This is a genomic window from Devosia ginsengisoli, from assembly GCF_024707105.1.
GTDB classification, from domain to species: domain Bacteria; phylum Pseudomonadota; class Alphaproteobacteria; order Rhizobiales; family Devosiaceae; genus Devosia; species Devosia ginsengisoli_A.
Genome location: NZ_JANQAJ010000011.1, coordinates 919,759 through 933,710, shown reverse-complemented (window position 1 = coordinate 933,710; position 13,952 = coordinate 919,759). Strand labels below are relative to the sequence as shown.

21 protein-coding genes are annotated in these 13,952 nt (G+C 64.1%); 7 read left to right on the top strand and 14 right to left on the bottom strand.

What is annotated here, in order from left to right; translation table 11 throughout:
• Positions 1–24 precede the first annotated feature (24 nt).
• Genes NVV79_RS18670 through NVV79_RS18660 form a run of 3 tightly spaced genes read left to right on the top strand, consistent with a single transcriptional unit; the run spans position 25 to position 1,671 of the window.
• A complete protein-coding gene (locus NVV79_RS18670) occupies positions 25–414 on the top strand; it encodes a DUF5602 domain-containing protein (protein WP_303992781.1) in 390 nt (129 codons plus the stop codon).
• Positions 414–941 (top strand): plastocyanin/azurin family copper-binding protein, encoded by a 528-nt coding sequence (locus NVV79_RS18665; protein WP_303992451.1) that lies wholly within the window; start codon positions 414–416, stop codon positions 939–941. Before NVV79_RS18670 ends, NVV79_RS18665 begins: the two co-directional genes overlap by 1 nt.
• Positions 942–954: 13 nt before the next feature.
• Positions 955–1,671: an RNA polymerase sigma factor gene (locus NVV79_RS18660; protein WP_369684742.1), complete on the top strand. Its 717-nt coding sequence runs from the start codon at positions 955–957 to the stop codon at positions 1,669–1,671.
• 245 nt (positions 1,672–1,916) lie between these two features.
• Here the strand turns inward: NVV79_RS18660 and NVV79_RS18655 are convergent, their stop codons facing one another.
• From NVV79_RS18655 to NVV79_RS18590, 14 genes are all read right to left on the bottom strand, one after another.
• On the bottom strand, positions 1,917–2,180 hold the full coding sequence (locus tag NVV79_RS18655) for a pyocin activator PrtN family protein (protein WP_303992446.1): 264 nt from the start codon (positions 2,178–2,180) through the stop codon (positions 1,917–1,919).
• Positions 2,181–2,354: 174 nt separating this feature from the next.
• Positions 2,355–2,711, bottom strand: coding sequence for a hypothetical protein (locus NVV79_RS18650; RefSeq protein WP_303992444.1), 357 nt, complete (start codon positions 2,709–2,711; stop codon positions 2,355–2,357).
• Positions 2,711–3,166 carry a hypothetical protein gene (locus NVV79_RS18645; RefSeq protein ID WP_303992442.1) on the bottom strand — a complete coding sequence of 152 codons (456 nt, stop codon included), beginning with the start codon at positions 3,164–3,166 and terminating at the stop codon, positions 2,711–2,713. Before NVV79_RS18645 ends, NVV79_RS18650 begins: the two co-directional genes overlap by 1 nt.
• A gap of 221 nt (positions 3,167–3,387) precedes the next feature.
• A complete protein-coding gene (locus NVV79_RS18640) occupies positions 3,388–4,482 on the bottom strand; it encodes an ATP-dependent RecD-like DNA helicase (RefSeq protein ID WP_303992439.1) in 1,095 nt (364 codons plus the stop codon).
• Positions 4,483–4,614: 132 nt separating this feature from the next.
• Positions 4,615–5,214 (bottom strand): J domain-containing protein, encoded by a 600-nt coding sequence (locus NVV79_RS18635; protein ID WP_303992436.1) that lies wholly within the window; start codon positions 5,212–5,214, stop codon positions 4,615–4,617.
• Positions 5,211–5,456 carry a hypothetical protein gene (locus tag NVV79_RS18630; protein WP_303992434.1) on the bottom strand — a complete coding sequence of 82 codons (246 nt, stop codon included), beginning with the start codon at positions 5,454–5,456 and terminating at the stop codon, positions 5,211–5,213. The genes NVV79_RS18635 and NVV79_RS18630 overlap by 4 nt, the downstream gene beginning before the upstream one ends.
• A 73-nt stretch (positions 5,457–5,529) precedes the next feature.
• On the bottom strand, positions 5,530–5,724 hold the full coding sequence (locus NVV79_RS18625; RefSeq protein WP_303992431.1) for a hypothetical protein: 195 nt from the start codon (positions 5,722–5,724) through the stop codon (positions 5,530–5,532).
• Positions 5,699–6,730, bottom strand: coding sequence for a hypothetical protein (locus tag NVV79_RS18620; protein ID WP_303992428.1), 1,032 nt, complete (start codon positions 6,728–6,730; stop codon positions 5,699–5,701). Before NVV79_RS18620 ends, NVV79_RS18625 begins: the two co-directional genes overlap by 26 nt.
• Positions 6,731–6,766: 36 nt before the next feature.
• Positions 6,767–7,210, bottom strand: coding sequence for an exonuclease domain-containing protein (locus NVV79_RS18615; protein ID WP_303992425.1), 444 nt, complete (start codon positions 7,208–7,210; stop codon positions 6,767–6,769).
• 186 nt (positions 7,211–7,396) lie between these two features.
• Entirely contained in the window at positions 7,397–8,155 is a 759-nt protein-coding gene (locus NVV79_RS18610) for a hypothetical protein (RefSeq protein WP_303992423.1), read from the bottom strand.
• Between the two features lie 5 nt (positions 8,156–8,160).
• Complete coding sequence (locus tag NVV79_RS18605) at positions 8,161–9,093, bottom strand: YqaJ viral recombinase family protein (protein WP_303992421.1); 933 nt, start codon at positions 9,091–9,093, stop codon at positions 8,161–8,163.
• Positions 9,090–9,521 carry a hypothetical protein gene (locus NVV79_RS18600; RefSeq protein WP_303992418.1) on the bottom strand — a complete coding sequence of 144 codons (432 nt, stop codon included), beginning with the start codon at positions 9,519–9,521 and terminating at the stop codon, positions 9,090–9,092. The genes NVV79_RS18605 and NVV79_RS18600 overlap by 4 nt, the downstream gene beginning before the upstream one ends.
• Before the next feature lie 155 nt (positions 9,522–9,676).
• Positions 9,677–10,801: a DUF932 domain-containing protein gene (locus NVV79_RS18595; protein ID WP_303992416.1), complete on the bottom strand. Its 1,125-nt coding sequence runs from the start codon at positions 10,799–10,801 to the stop codon at positions 9,677–9,679.
• A gap of 334 nt (positions 10,802–11,135) precedes the next feature.
• Complete coding sequence (locus NVV79_RS18590) at positions 11,136–11,807, bottom strand: helix-turn-helix domain-containing protein (RefSeq protein WP_303992413.1); 672 nt, start codon at positions 11,805–11,807, stop codon at positions 11,136–11,138.
• 124 nt (positions 11,808–11,931) lie between these two features.
• Between NVV79_RS18590 and NVV79_RS18585 the strand changes: the two genes are divergently transcribed.
• The 4 genes from NVV79_RS18585 (at position 11,932) to NVV79_RS18570 (ending at position 13,917) form a co-directional block, all read left to right on the top strand.
• The gene (locus NVV79_RS18585) at positions 11,932–12,306 is read left to right on the top strand and encodes a hypothetical protein (protein WP_303992410.1); all 375 of its coding nucleotides are present in this window, start codon (positions 11,932–11,934) and stop codon (positions 12,304–12,306) included.
• Between the two features lie 11 nt (positions 12,307–12,317).
• Positions 12,318–12,725: a hypothetical protein gene (locus NVV79_RS18580; protein WP_303992407.1), complete on the top strand. Its 408-nt coding sequence runs from the start codon at positions 12,318–12,320 to the stop codon at positions 12,723–12,725.
• Positions 12,726–13,063: 338 nt separating this feature from the next.
• Positions 13,064–13,354 carry a hypothetical protein gene (locus NVV79_RS18575; protein ID WP_303992404.1) on the top strand — a complete coding sequence of 97 codons (291 nt, stop codon included), beginning with the start codon at positions 13,064–13,066 and terminating at the stop codon, positions 13,352–13,354.
• Positions 13,351–13,917: a hypothetical protein gene (locus tag NVV79_RS18570; protein WP_303992401.1), complete on the top strand. Its 567-nt coding sequence runs from the start codon at positions 13,351–13,353 to the stop codon at positions 13,915–13,917. The genes NVV79_RS18575 and NVV79_RS18570 overlap by 4 nt, the downstream gene beginning before the upstream one ends.
• Positions 13,918–13,952: the final 35 nt, after the last annotated feature.

Here is a 13,952-nt window from a genome sequence, read left to right as displayed (position 1 = left end):
CTCGCCCTTGCCGCTACCGCCCTCATGCTTGGCGCGCTGCCGGCGCTGGCCCATGATGTGCCGGCCGATATCGCCAAGGCGCCGCCGTCAGGCAGTTTCGTCGCCGTCAGCGGCCTGGTCCCGCTGCCCGATTTCCTGCCCGGCATGGGCCAGCTCTTTGTCGATCCGGCCACCCTGCCGGCCGGCCCGTTCCTGGCCTATGACCACGATGGCGCCCTGGTCAGCACCATCTACATGCTGCCCATGAAGGACCTCAATCCCGACAACCGCTTCGAAGACCTCGCGGCGCCCGGCGGCAATGTCGATCACGTCGATGTCTACTACAATGCCGGCCATCCCGGCGTCGAAGAGCCCCATATCCATGTCGTGCTCTGGCATGTGCCAGTCGCCGACGAAGCCCGGGTGGCCGAGTGATGCTCACGCGTCGCAACATATTGCAGGTCGGCGGGGTCACCCTCGCCGCCTCTGCCTTCCGCCCCCTCGTCGCGCTGGGTGCCGATATCGTCGATCTGACCATGACCGGCCGGCCCGATGGCTCCGATGTCTGGTTCGACCCCATCGGCATCCATATCCAGCCCGGTCAGACCCTGCGCTGGACCAACAATGACGCGGGCAATGCCCATACGGCGACCGCCTATCACCCGGCGATCTTCGACCGCCCGCAGCGCATTCCCGATGGCGCCGAGCCCTGGGATTCTGACTATCTCCTGCCCGGCGAGACCTTTTCGGTGACGCTGACGGTGCCGGGGGTCTATGATTATTACTGCCTACCGCATGAACATGCCGGCATGGTCGGCCGCATCGTCGTGGGCGACGGGCCGGCGGCGGATTATCCCGCCACCGTGGCAGACGCCGCCCTCACCGCCCTGCCGGATGTCGCCCTGGCCAATTTCCCCGCCATCGCCGATATCCTGGCGGCTGGCACGATACGGCACGAGTGAAGGGATGGGCGTCATGGATATGATCGCGACCGAACAGGCCACGGCCGAAAGCGAAGCCGCCCTCGTCGCGCAGGCGCGGCAGGGCAGCGAACCCGCCATCCGCCGCCTCATCAAGGCCAATAACCAGCGCCTGTTCCGCGTGGCGCGCGGCGTGTTGCGCAACGATGCCGAGGCCGAGGATGTGGTCCAGGCCACCTATGTGAAGGCCTTCACCCATCTCGACACCTTCCGAGAAGAGGCCCGCTTCACCACCTGGCTCACCCGCATCGCCCTCAACGACGCGCTGGGGCGGGTCCGCAAGCGCCGCGCCACTACGGACCTTGCGGCGCTCGATGCCGCCACCGAAACCGATACCGGCCTTGCCGCCCTGTTCCCGATCTCCCTTGTGCCCCTTCCCGCCGATAGCGAGGCTGACCGAACCGAAATGCGCAAATTGCTCGAACACGCCATCGACGAGCTGCCCGAGGCCTTCCGGCTCGTCTTCATCCTGCGCGACATCGAGGGCCTGTCGGCAAGCGAGGCCGCCGGCCAACTTGCCATCAAGCCCGAAACGGTCAAGACCCGCCTGCATCGGGCCCGCCAATTACTGCGCGCCACCATCGAACGGCAGATCGCCGGTGGCTTCGCCGACGTCTTCCCCTTCGACGGCGCCCGTTGCGACAACATGGCCGACCGCGTCATCGCAACCCTGTCATCCCCTGGCGGCCTTGGTCGCGCGCCGGTCGTATAGTATAGGTGCGCCCCAATCCGGAGCGCATCCCCGACGTGCAAAGCCTCGATACGACCAAAAATTTCGACCTGACCCGCGCCCGCCGCTTCAGCGTGGCGCCGATGATCGACGGGATCGACTGAGCGAAAAGCGACGCTAAATCAAGCGGGTGGCGGCGGGCCGAGTGGGGCTGTTGAACCGCCGGAAATCCAAGACAAACAGCAAAAGGCCCGGCTTGATGCCGGGCCTTTTTGTCGTTTTATCCCCTATCTTCCGGTGATTTGCGCCAGTTCCTTGGCCGCGGCCTCGCGCCTGGCGTCGATATAGGCGGCCAGATCGGCGACGTGAAAGCCTCGTGGCCCCTTCTGGCTGGGGTCCATGCGGGTGATCGGCAGGGCGATCTTGCCGGCATTGACCTTCTGAATGAAGGTCGAGAACTGCATGGGCGCGAAGTAGTCGGCGCAGACGCGCTCGACGGGGATTATGGAGTGGCCCTCGTATTGGGCCATGAGCAGGAAGATAGTTTTCATGCTGCGCCCCCCAAAGGATCACCGCGAGCAGCCCGATGATCAGGCCGGCCAGCAGGCCGCCCCATCGCCAGGTCATCGCCCGTCTATTCTCGGCCCGGAAGCGATCGAGGTCGGCCGCCATTTCCTTGCGGGTGGCAGCGCTAGGCAGCGGAGGCCTGGGGGAGAGCGGGGCCATCAGCCGTTCTCGTTGAGGCCGGCCAGCCGCCGGATTTCTCGCGCCCGCTCGATTGTCATGGGGGCGTTCTCTTCGGCCAGATGATGGGCGGGTATGCCATCAACGACCTCGGCAAGCGCCATGCGCGTTTTCAAGAGGGTTAAGCCGAGATCAACCGTAAGCTCATCAGCGAACGGCAGGTTGATCCGCTTGCGTTCGGCAAGCTCGGTCAGCGCCCGGCGATATTCGGCGGGGGTCTTGCAATCACAAATCGCCTTGGCTGTTTCCAGCGGAAACCCGCCGGGATAGCTGGCCGCGCCGATCCAGAACCGGAAAAGAATGCCATCGCGCTCATCGCTGTCAAAGTCGGGGGGCATCACGCTCTCCCCGTCAGCTTGCGGATATCAGCCCGCGCGGCCTCGATTGCCTTCGCGGCCGATGCGATCAGCTCCCCGGCTGCGGTCATGTCCTTCTCGGCTTCGGCATGAGCTGTTCTGGCCAGCTTGAGGGTATTGCTGGCAACCTTGATATCCGCTTCGGCGCCGTTAAGCATTGCCCGGATGGAAATGACTTCGGCCGACTGGTCGGATTTCTGCGGCCCGAAATTCTGCTCGCGGATTTCCTCGACCCACGCGCGGGGGCAGGCCATGTCCTTCGCCACCGCGTCGTCATTCCAGCCGGCCGAATAGCCGGATTTTTCGTCGATATAGACTTCTTCCAGCTTCGCGAAGATCAGGCGGCGGTCCTCGCGGCTCATCTGCCGCGGCGGGCGCTCGCTGGCGCCCGGATCGGGCAGATTGACGACCATTTCAGAAGGTGATGCCTTTGGCATTTCTGGCTCCTCGGTTCGAATTGGGGAAAGGCAGTCGGGGCAGCGGTCCTTGCGGGGCGATTGCGCCACGCGCCAGCCGCGCTGAGAGAAGAATTTGGCAATGGCGTCCGGAGGCAGCGCGCCGCCCGCCTTGCCGCCCTGGCGGCCGGCGCTGTCTGTCCTGCCGCATTTGCCGCAAGTGATGGTCTGCGCACCCTGCGCAACGGGGAAACGGCGGTGCATCAGATCGCCACCGTCACGCGCTCGGCGGCGCGGGTTATCGCTGTGTAGAGGTGCTTGGCCCGATCCTCTTTGAAAACATAGCTCTCATCGATGATCAGGACATGATCCCACTGGCTCCCCTGCGCCTTATGAACGGAAAGGCAGTAGGCGTAGTCGAAGGGGTCGTAATCGCGCGCCTTCGAGAAGGGCAGCTCGCGCTCCCGGCCGTCCAGCCATGCGTGATGCGTATGGACCTGCACGGCATTCGAGCCCATGCCGGCGTCGAGGGGCTTGACGACTAGATCGCTCTCGTCGAGATCGGAAAGCTCGATATCCTCGACCGACCAGATCGAGCCGTTGAGGAGGCCCTTATCCTTGTTGTTCTTGAGCGCGACGATGCGCTCGCCGATATGGAACCGGCCGGCGCGGCCGAGGAGCTTTCTGATCTTCTCGTTCGTGGCCCGGCGGGTCTTGTTCATCCCGCAAAGCACCTGATCGGCGCCCAGGACCATCTTTTGCCCGAGCTCGCGGCGGTCGATGATCAGGCTGGTCCCATAGGCGCCGAGTTCGAGCGATCCGCCCATGCGAATTTCGGTGGCGAGCCGAATGATCGGGTTGTCGGCGGCCTGGCGATGGATTTCGGTGAGCATGAAATCGGGCTCGCCCGATGTGAAGAAGCCGGCGCCGTCGCCAACGGGCGGAAGCTGGGCGGGATCGCCAAGGACGAGAATGCGGGTGCCGAAGGTCATGAGGTCGCGACCGAGTTCGCCGCCGACCATCGAGACCTCATCGATGACGATCAGATCGACCGTTCCCGCCCGGCTGTCGGGATCGAGCTTGAAGCGCGTGATGCCATCCGAGCCCTCGACGGGCTTATAGATCAGCGAGTGGATGGTGCTGGCATCCGCGCAGCCCTTGCCGCGCAGAACCAGCGCTGCCTTGCCGGTGAAGGCCGCATAGGCCACATCGCCGGCATCCTGGGCGAGCGCCTTGGCGATCGTCGTCTTGCCGGTGCCTGCAAAGCCGGCCAGATAGAAGAATTGCTTACCGCGCGGGTCGGCAAGCCAGGCCCGGACGGCCCTGATCGCGTCGTCCTGCTGGGGCGCCCATATCATGGCCCGCCCCCCATGCTCGCACCACTTCCGCCCAAGGCGTCGTGTCCCGCCAGATGGATAGGGCAGTCGCGAGGCCCCACATCTGGCCTGCCTGAAAGCAAAAGACGCACAGGATGGCGGTGGCGATGGCTTTCATCGCGCGATCTCCCGCAAGGCTTCCGCGCGGGCCGCGTTCAGTTCCGCCATGGCCTCATCGCTGCCGCCGTTGTCAGGATGGCGGGTCTTGGCCAGGCGCTTGTATGCCTCATTGATGGTGTTAGCGGTGACGACCCGCGGCGCGTCCGGATAGGCAGTCTCGGTCAGGCCGAGAACGGCCTGCCATGAGCGCTTGTTGCCTCCGCTGTGGTCGGCCAACGCCGCGAAGCCAGTGAAGGTCGCCCGAACCAGCGAAAGCGTACCGTGGCGCAGCTCGGTGCGCCGCGCTTCAACGATGTGGTGGATCGCCTGCAAATTCGCGGCCACCGAAAGATAGCGATCGACCGGGATGCTGACGGAGAGGCCGTCCCATTTAAACCAGATAGCGACGCCCGGATCGGCGGGCTTCTCCTGGCCGAGGGTGACATTCGACGAAATCACCAGATCGGCGATCGGCTTGCCGCTGTCGGCGGCGAAGCGCCGAAGGCTGTCCCGCACGTTGTTCATCGCGCCGGTCAGCGTCGTGCGGAATTGCCCCGCCTCGCGGTTCTTGCTGCGCGGCATGCCTGGGGGCCAGGCGAGGGGATAGGGCGTCATGGCGCTTCTCCCGCCTTGAATGGCTCCTCGCCGGTCAAGACGGACGACGTGATGCCGAGGGCCTTGGCTGCGAGGACCATTTCCGAGGCCATCATTGGCTTGATGCCGTTCTCGATCTTGCGCAGGTGCAGATTGGTGATGCCCAGCGCATTGATAATCGCCGCGCGCTGGACGTTCCTCGACGCCATCAGGGCGGCGAGGCGAATGCCAATCTTGCGGTTGATGTCGTTATGCTCGTTCATTTCGATCAGTCCCTAGGGGCGATGGAGGAAGGGGAGAGGCGCGGGCAGAGGGGCATGCCCGCGCCTGGCGGGATCAGGGCGCCTCGGTTTCGGTCCAGCCGCGGACCCAAGCATCCATCAGGGGCTCGAAGCCCTCGCCCCGCCATTCAGCCGGCGACGCTTTGCGGGGCATGCCCGCGCGCCGGGCCTCGACGCCGCGATTGAAAGCGGCATCGAGATCGTCGTCGCCTATTTCGGGACCATCATCCTGGTCGCCAGCGGGGGGCATCGCCATCGCTTCCCGCGATGTTTTCGCCATCGGCCGGCTGCTCTTGCTCTGCCTGGCCGCTTCCTTCTTCGCCCGCGTTCTGGCCTTTTTCTTCATTGTCTTTTGCAGCGCTGCCCTTGGCATCGGCCTTGTCCTTTTTCGGGGTGGTTTTGGGATCGGCCTTCGGCTTGCCCTGATCGGCGATGCCGGCCAGCTTGGCGGCCGTGCCCTTGGCGGCCTCGACCGCCTTCTCGGCGTTGGAGTGAGCCGGGAAATAGTCCTCGGGCTTCTGCTCGCCGGTTTTGATCGCCTTGTGCATGGCGGTGAGCGTCGCCAGCTCGTCGAGGCCGATATTGTCGATACCCTCGATATCGAGCGCCGCGAAAATCTGCTCGGGCTTGATGCCCCAAATTGCGAAGGAGGAGACCGCCCGCTCGCGCCGCTCGTTGAGCGTCTTCACATCGCCCGCGATAACCGCCTCGCAGGCCTCATACGCCTTGCGCCAAACGGCCTTGGGGATGCCCTTCAAGATCGCCTCGCGCATGGCGATCGAGGCCGCCGCGTTTCCGGTAACGACGATCATGTCGTCATTGAACAGGCGCCCTTGCCTATCCACGATCCTGCGGCGGATTTGCGCTGTGCGCTTCATGCCCGTTTCGAGATCGAGGAACACGCCTTCGGCCACGACAACCTTGTCGAATTTATCGACCGCGACGACCCGGGAGCCGGTGTGGCAATTGCCGTATTGGCTGGCGACGATCTCGGCAAAGCGGACGCTCGGCCCCTTGATCGGCTTGCCGCCGCGCGGCAGCGCATAGACGCTTTCCGCTGCGGTTTCCTCGTCCAGCGTGGCCAGCGCCATGATGGCGTTCACAGCGCGGCGAACGTCGCGGGGGAATGCCTTGGCGGTCGTTACTGCCTGATTAAGCTCCGCCTGGGCGAGCTGGACGGCGAGAGGCTGATTGCTCTCTGTGAGCGTCATCACCTCGCCAGTCGCCGGGTCTATCGTATCGATATCGTTTGCCATCTGCTGGCCTCCTGTTGGGGAATGGGTGGAGCGCGCCTACACGCGCTCTTTGGCGAAGTGGATTGCGGGCTCGGGGAGCTGGCCGGAGGCGTGAAGGGCGCGCAGGATTTCCATCGCCGCGACGGCATCGCCCATCGCGTCGTGCGCATTCTCATTGACGATGCCGAAATGCGCGCAGGCTTCCGCCAGATTGGGCCATTTGTAGCCCCAGGCCGGGCCGCGCCGGCTCGGCAGCTTGAGGATGTCAGTCAGGGGCCGCATCACGCAGATATTCGGCGTCTGCTCGAAAAGATCGGGGCGGCCGGCGCGGCGCAGCTCCGCGCGCATGACCTTCGTATCGAACTGAGCGTTGAAGGCGACAATGATATAGCCGGCGGCGATGGCCTCCTCGTAGGCCGCGAGAACCTCGGCGACCGGAACGCCGTGCTCGGCAAGGAATTCGGTGGTCAGGCCGTTGACGGCGCTCGCCTCAGCGCCCATTTCCCAGCCCTCCGGCAAGATATAGTTGCCATAGAACCGGGGGGGGCCTCGATATCGTCAAGGAAGATGCAACCGAGCTGCGCCATGCGCGGCTGGCCAGGCGCATCGGCAGGCTGCTTGAAGTCGAATAGGCCCGTCGTCTCGGTATCGATTACAAGATATTTCATGGCGCTGCCCTTTCTTGGCCTAGCGGAATGCGGCCTTGACGGCCTCGAAAACCCGGATGCCGGGAATGCTGGTGTGCTGCTTGCCGACGCGGACGGCCGAGCGAATGGCGGTTTCGACGGCCGAGCGGGCGAGGTAGGGCCGGAGCTTGTTGAGATCGACCGCGTCGTAGTCGGTGATCTCGAAGTCCCATCCCTGCTTGGCGCTGGCGACGCCGCCGCCCGCGATATGCGTGCGGACGGCATCAGCGGCTTTGATATCGCCCTCAAGCTCGGCGGCGCGCTCGCCCAGGACTTCGGCGCGGCCTTCTGCTCGGGCCGCCGTCTTGCCGCTTGCGGCCTCCGCCTTGGCGCGGGCGGCCTCCTCCTGCTCGCGCAGCTTGCGGGCTTCCTCGGCCCGCTGGCGCTTCTCCTCGGCCGCCTTTGCGCGGGCATAATCGTCGGCCGCCGCGGTGAGCCGCCCAAGGGCCTGGTCAACGCGCGCAGCGATGGCGTCGAAGTGCGCCTTGATGCCCTTCTGCGCCTGATAGAGCGGATCAGTTTCCGCCTTCCGGGCATCCTCGATCCGCGTCAGGAAAGATTTGGCGCGCAGGACGAGCTTGCCCGTTGCGGCGAAGTCGGTTTCGTCCTTGATCTTGCCGGGGCGATCGGCGAGCGCCGCAACGGCGCGGTCGGCCTCGGCCTGCCATTCGGCGGTTTCCGCCGGCAAGACTTCCTCAAGCGGGGCTTTGTTGTGGCCGAAAATCTGCTCGGCAATAGGGGTGCGGGCCTGCGGCTGCATGGCGGTCAGTTCCTTGCTTTGGGATAGCGGAGGGGGCGGATGGTGGTCGGCTCGACAAAAAAGCCGTCGCGCTTCTGCGGCTTCCATGTGATGCGCCGGCCTTCGCCGAGGTGCGCCACATGCGCGGCGCCCAGCTTGGCCTTGATTTCAGTGTCGATCTCGTCGATGCGGGCGGAAATCCCTCGCACCGAATTCGCATGCTCCTGGCGCTCCTCGATCAGCTCGGGGATGCGGTTGTCGGCCGAAAGGTCGATCTCATGCTCGGGATCGCCGTAGCCATAGATGCGCTCGATCAGAGCGCCGTCGCGGGCGAAATCCGGCGGCGGCTCGCGGCCCTCGGCGACCATCTGCCAAAACTCGGCGGCTTTGGCCTTCATGGCGTCCACGACACCATCGACGAGGGGAACCTCGACGAGGGGCATATCGACGCCATATCCGATCACCAGCGGGGCAACGGCGGCCCAAACCGATCCTGTCAGATAGGCCTCAAGCGAGGCCTGCAAGGCGATCCACAGCGGCGGCTCTACATTGCCGTCCTCGTCGATCCACTTCTTGCGGAAAACAGACGCCTCGACGGACTTGATCTGGACAACGCCCTTGCCGCGATCCTTGGCGGTGACCAGCACGTCGGGCGTGCCGCCCAAGCGGGCATCAGGATCGCGGAAATAGATGTTCTCCGCCGCGTTATGGTCGATCCGCCATTTCGGGTACTGCTCGCGAAGGAGCTGGACCGCGACGGGCTCAAGCAGGCGCCCGCGCTGGATGGCGGGCGTTTCCTCGTCGTCGCGGCTGACGCGCCCGGTCTTGGCGGCCCACAGCCCATAGAGCGTCGTGTATTCGTGCGCCCCAAACAATGCGCCGACCTGGCTCGCGGTCACATCGAAACCGCGAGCCCTGAGCCATTCAGCGCGATTGCTGGGGCGGATCATCTGGATCATGCCATCGCCTCGATCTGGTCGGCGGCGGCGCGCATAGCGGCAGCGATGATTTTGCGCGATCCGGAAAGCGCCTCTCGCGATCCGGCCGCATCAAGCTGGCGGGAGGCGATAACCGCCCCCGCCGCAAAGGCCAGCGGCAGGCTGATCGGATTGAATGGCTGGGTCTCGGCAAATTCGATCAGCCGGCGCGCATCGCGCAGCGCAGCGGTTGCGACGCGATCGGGCGGAACGAGGCGCGCGATCTCAACGGTTCGATCGGCAATGGCATCGGCGACGCCGCTATAGCCCAGCTTGGCCAGGCGCGCGATGACGGCGCTGCGGTCCTCAAGATCGATATCGCCCTGCTGGAAATAGGGCGCAGCGGCCCGCGCATAGGCATCAATGACGGCGGCGATCTGCTCGGCAGTAGGCTCTTGGAAAATGATCATCTTGTCCCCCCATATTAATTGGATTTGAGCGCGGCACTCGTAGACCCATCGGTCCTGCAATCGGCCATCGAAACGATTTCGTGGTTAAATCCCGTGCCCCGGCAATGGGTTGGAAAGGCCCCGCCCCATGCCAGGGGCGGGGTGGAATCCAATACTCAGGCGGTGACTTTATCGAGGAGCCTCCGCGCCTCGCCCTCAAGCTCGATCCGCGCGTCGGTATTCGGGATGGAGTGCGCTGCGCGGGTGATGCCCTGCGCGAAATCCCATGCCGTGCGGGGCTTGCGGCCCTCGCCTTCCTCAGACGCGGCCATGACGCGCTCGGCCATCTTCCGGCTAAAGCCGCGGCCGGCGAGGAATTGCAGCGCGTCGTCGTCATCCTGGGCCAGCTTGGCGGCCTTGGCCTGCTCGACGCCTTCGATCAGCTTGCGCGTGCTGCCCTCGGCATAGCTGGCAAGGGCTGGGCGGGCCTGCTCGACGAAGCGGGATGGGGCATATTTCGAATGGCGCATCGTCAGCTCCTCGAAGCCTTCGACGCCCCACAGGATGCGGTTGCAGCAGACCGCCCGCAGATAGAAGGCGGCCAGGCGCAGCGAGCCGGAGCCCACTTCGGAATTGCTGATATAGAAGCCGCGGAACATCAGGTCGGGATTGCCATCAGGCAGCTTGCCGACCTCGATGGGGTTGCGGTCATCGACGAGGAACATGAACACGTCGCGGTCGCTGGCGAAAAGCGTGGTGCTGTCCGTCGTGACGGGCGCCTCGGGATCATAGGTATTGGTGCGCCAATCGAGGACGCCGGGAACCTTCCAGCGGCTGTCGCCGAGGCCGGAGCCGGCGACCTGCATCACGGCATCAACCACCTCGGCATCAAAGATGCGCCCATAATCAGGGCCGGTCGCGGCAAGCAGCTCGTCGCCGGCAGCGTAGAGCTTCACGGCTTCGCCTTCGCGGTTGTAGCGCATGCCATAGCTCAAGGCGTCGGCGGTGATCTGCGACGGCAGGGTGCGAAGATAGCCGGCGGGGGCTTTCGCCAGGCCGGAAAGCTGGCCGAAGGACCAATGCGAGGGAGAAACGACCGTGCCATCCGGCAGGCCGACCGAGAGGTCGTGCGTCTGCTGGATCGTGGTGGGGTTTTCCGGGGCGAGGAATTCGATCTTCTTCGTATTGATCCGGCTCTCGATCGACCGCTCCCGGCGGGCATCGACGGAGGCCTTGAGGTCCGGCAGCGACAGGAAGCGCTGATCCGGGGAGCGGGAAAGCCACTGACGGGAGACCGTCATATCGCTTGTGCCCCTGTTGAAATTTCCAACCTTGAATGCGGTCGCGGCAGTCATGGCATTGCCTTTCATCCATCAATCAGACCGACGCGATGCGCGCCGGCTGTCTTGGATTTAGGGCAACACTATTGGAATTAGCAACTCCTATGTATTGGATTTAAGCAAAAATTAATTGGAAATTTCCCGTTGCCATCGGCCGCTGGGATGGCTATACGCGCGCCTCCTGGGCGTAACGCGGGCGCGGGGTTTTTAATTATAACCTAGTAAGGGGATAGGCCCTCCAAGGGTCTATCCCCGTTACATACTGATAGTTCATGGGATGGCACAGAGTATTGGGTTATCCCAATACCCGCGATGCTGAAATCACTCGTCCAATCACCTTGCCATCCGCAAGCGCTACCGCTTGCGGAGGAGATTTCAGCGCTTTTGATATCAAGGTGCCGGCCTTCAGCTCTCGAATTGACAGCTCGAATACTCGACCTTCGATCGTCCGCTCGAATAGAACCACGTCGCCTTCGGCAAGCTCCCTGTCTGGCTCGACCAGCACGGTGATGATTGTCCCCATGGGCAAGCCCAGGCCGGCCGAATGGTCGTCATCGATGCGATAGGCGCGCAAGATCGCTGGGGGATATTGGCCGGTCAGGACGGCGGCGACGGCGCCAGGCGGGGCGGCTTGGACCCCGGCTTCGCGCCATATTCCCTGCCGGATAGTGTCGCAGATCGGCAGCAGAGCATTGCCATTTCCTGAGGACAAGTACGACGGCTTTTGCATTCCCATCGACGACGGCAATGCCGCGGGATCATCGGCGCGGCCTTCAAGGTAGTCGGCGCTGCAATCCAAGAGGGCCGCGATCTGCTCAAGGGCTGGCCTTCGCATCCCCTTCTTCTTTCCGATAATTAAATCATGGACATAGGTGGCGCCCAGATCGGCGGCTATCGCCAGACTGCGGGCCGTATATCCTTTTTCCTCCATCCGGGAGACCAGCCGAGGCAATACCACGGTTGTCATCGCGCCCATCCTTTCCAAGTCGATCAAATGAAAGGCTTTTTATCCCCTCCCATTGGGAACCGCTACCGATTTCCGAAAGTGTTGGATTGCGTATTGGATTAAACCCAAGTAGATGGTTAATCCCATGCTAACAAATCCGAACGATATCCAAGTATCCGAATATGCCGCCGCCATTGCGGTGGCAAAGCGCTCGCGCCTTGCTGGGCGCATGTCGGATATGGGGTTCAATGCCCACAGCCTGGCTAAGGCCATGCAGCGCGGCAGCACCTATATCGTGGATTACCTGCATGGCCGGAAGGACAGCTTCCGGGCTGACGATCTGATGCGCGTCGCCACGACGCTGGAATGCACCGTCGCTTACCTCGAATTGGAAACGGACGATCCGGCCGAGGAGGTCGGGTCTCTGGTTCGCCTCGATCTGCCGAATGGCGCGGCCTGGCCGGACGATATTCCGAAGCCCGCCAACATCATCCACGCCGCCACCGAAGGAGCCCCCTGATGGCTAAGAAAATGTCGCCTGCCGGCGTGCCCGCCGGAATTGCTGCCGCCGATCTCAAGCGCGTCGTGAAGGATATCCTTCGGCACAAAAACAACGCCAGCGAGAACGCCGGCCTTGCCGGCCAGGCGGTGGGAAATGCGGTTGAGCAGTATGCTCTCGATCGCAAGGCGCTGATGCTCGTCGTCGGGCTCGCGAAGAAGGAGCCCGCGCAGGCGCAGGGCACCATTCGCGCCATGATGGACTATGCGGACAAATACGGGCTGCTCGATCAGCTCGACGCCTTTGACGATCTGATCCCGACGCTTGAGCGCATCGTCGAGCGCGCCAAGAACGTGCGGCCTTCCCATGGGGCGCCGTCCGGCAAGGCCGATGTTCTCGGCTCCCTGCTGGGGGGCAAGCAGCCCGAAACGGTCCAGTAATTCCCCCTTTTGCCGCCCCCCGGTTCCTCGCAGACGGCGGGGCGCGGCAAGCCTGGCCATCCTTCCTCAACGGGGATCGGCCGGGAAGGGGCCTTCCGACCATCCGCACCGGAACGGGCGGGTTGCAGGGAAGGCCCCAACGAACCCCCGAAAGGGGCATCGAGACGGCCCGGATAGACGGGCGGGCGGTGCAGGATGGGAGAAGGCCATTCCCCGAGCATCGCCTTTCAAATTCCGATCCGGCGACCCCGGATCGGGATCGGCGGCCGGGGAGGATGGGGCCGACGCCCCCCTGATCCCCCGGCCCGCCAGCGGCATTTTTTTGATGGAGGATGGCTATGCTCTACACCCAAGTGACTTTCCGGGTTGATAACGCCGGGACCGACCAAAAGCATTCGTGGTTCATCCTCGCTAGCGAGCACGACAGCATCAAGGCGATGGATGACGCTCTGGCCGAGCGCGGGGCCATCTATGGCACCCGCATTGACACGGCGGTCGTCCATGGCAGCGAGCAGCGCCTGCGGCGCGAGACCAGCCGCCGCCCGCTGCTTTTGGGGCGCGAAGCCCTGATTACCGTCCAGCCGCTCGCCTGGCGCGTTCAGCTTGCTGACGGGACCATCGTCGAATGAGCGACGCCCGCCCCGCCAAGACCGTCTTTTTCCTGGATATCGCCCGCAATTCGGGATGGTGCGAAGGCCCGGTGGGCGGCACCCCGCAATTCGGCTCCGTCCGCCTGGCGCCGGATGGCAGCGATAGCCCGGCGGTGTTTTCCGGCCTGCTGCAGTTCCTCGGGACGCGCTTTCAGGCATTCCGCCCCAATATGTTCGTCTATGAAGCGCCGCGCGATCCCCGCCATATGGGCATGAGAACCAGCGCCGCCGCCCTTCGCATGCTGATCGGCCTGCCAGCCGTTGCGGAAGCCACGGCCTATGCCGCGGGCGTGTGGGACATCCGCGAGGCCGAAGCATCGAGCATCCGCGCCTTCCTGCTGCCGCCAGCCCCGAAGGGGAAGGGCAGGAAGGACAAGGGGCAGCTCAAGCGCGAAGTCTTTGAGCATGTCCAGTCCTTGGGCTTCGAGGCCAAAAACTACGACGAGAGCGATGCCGTCGCCGGCTGGCTCTACGCCTGTTCCGTCATCGACGGGCAGGTCGGGGTTCGCTCCACGCCCTTGTTTTCAAAACAGGATTTCTGACGACCCATCGGCGGCACCCGCCGCCTTGTTTGATT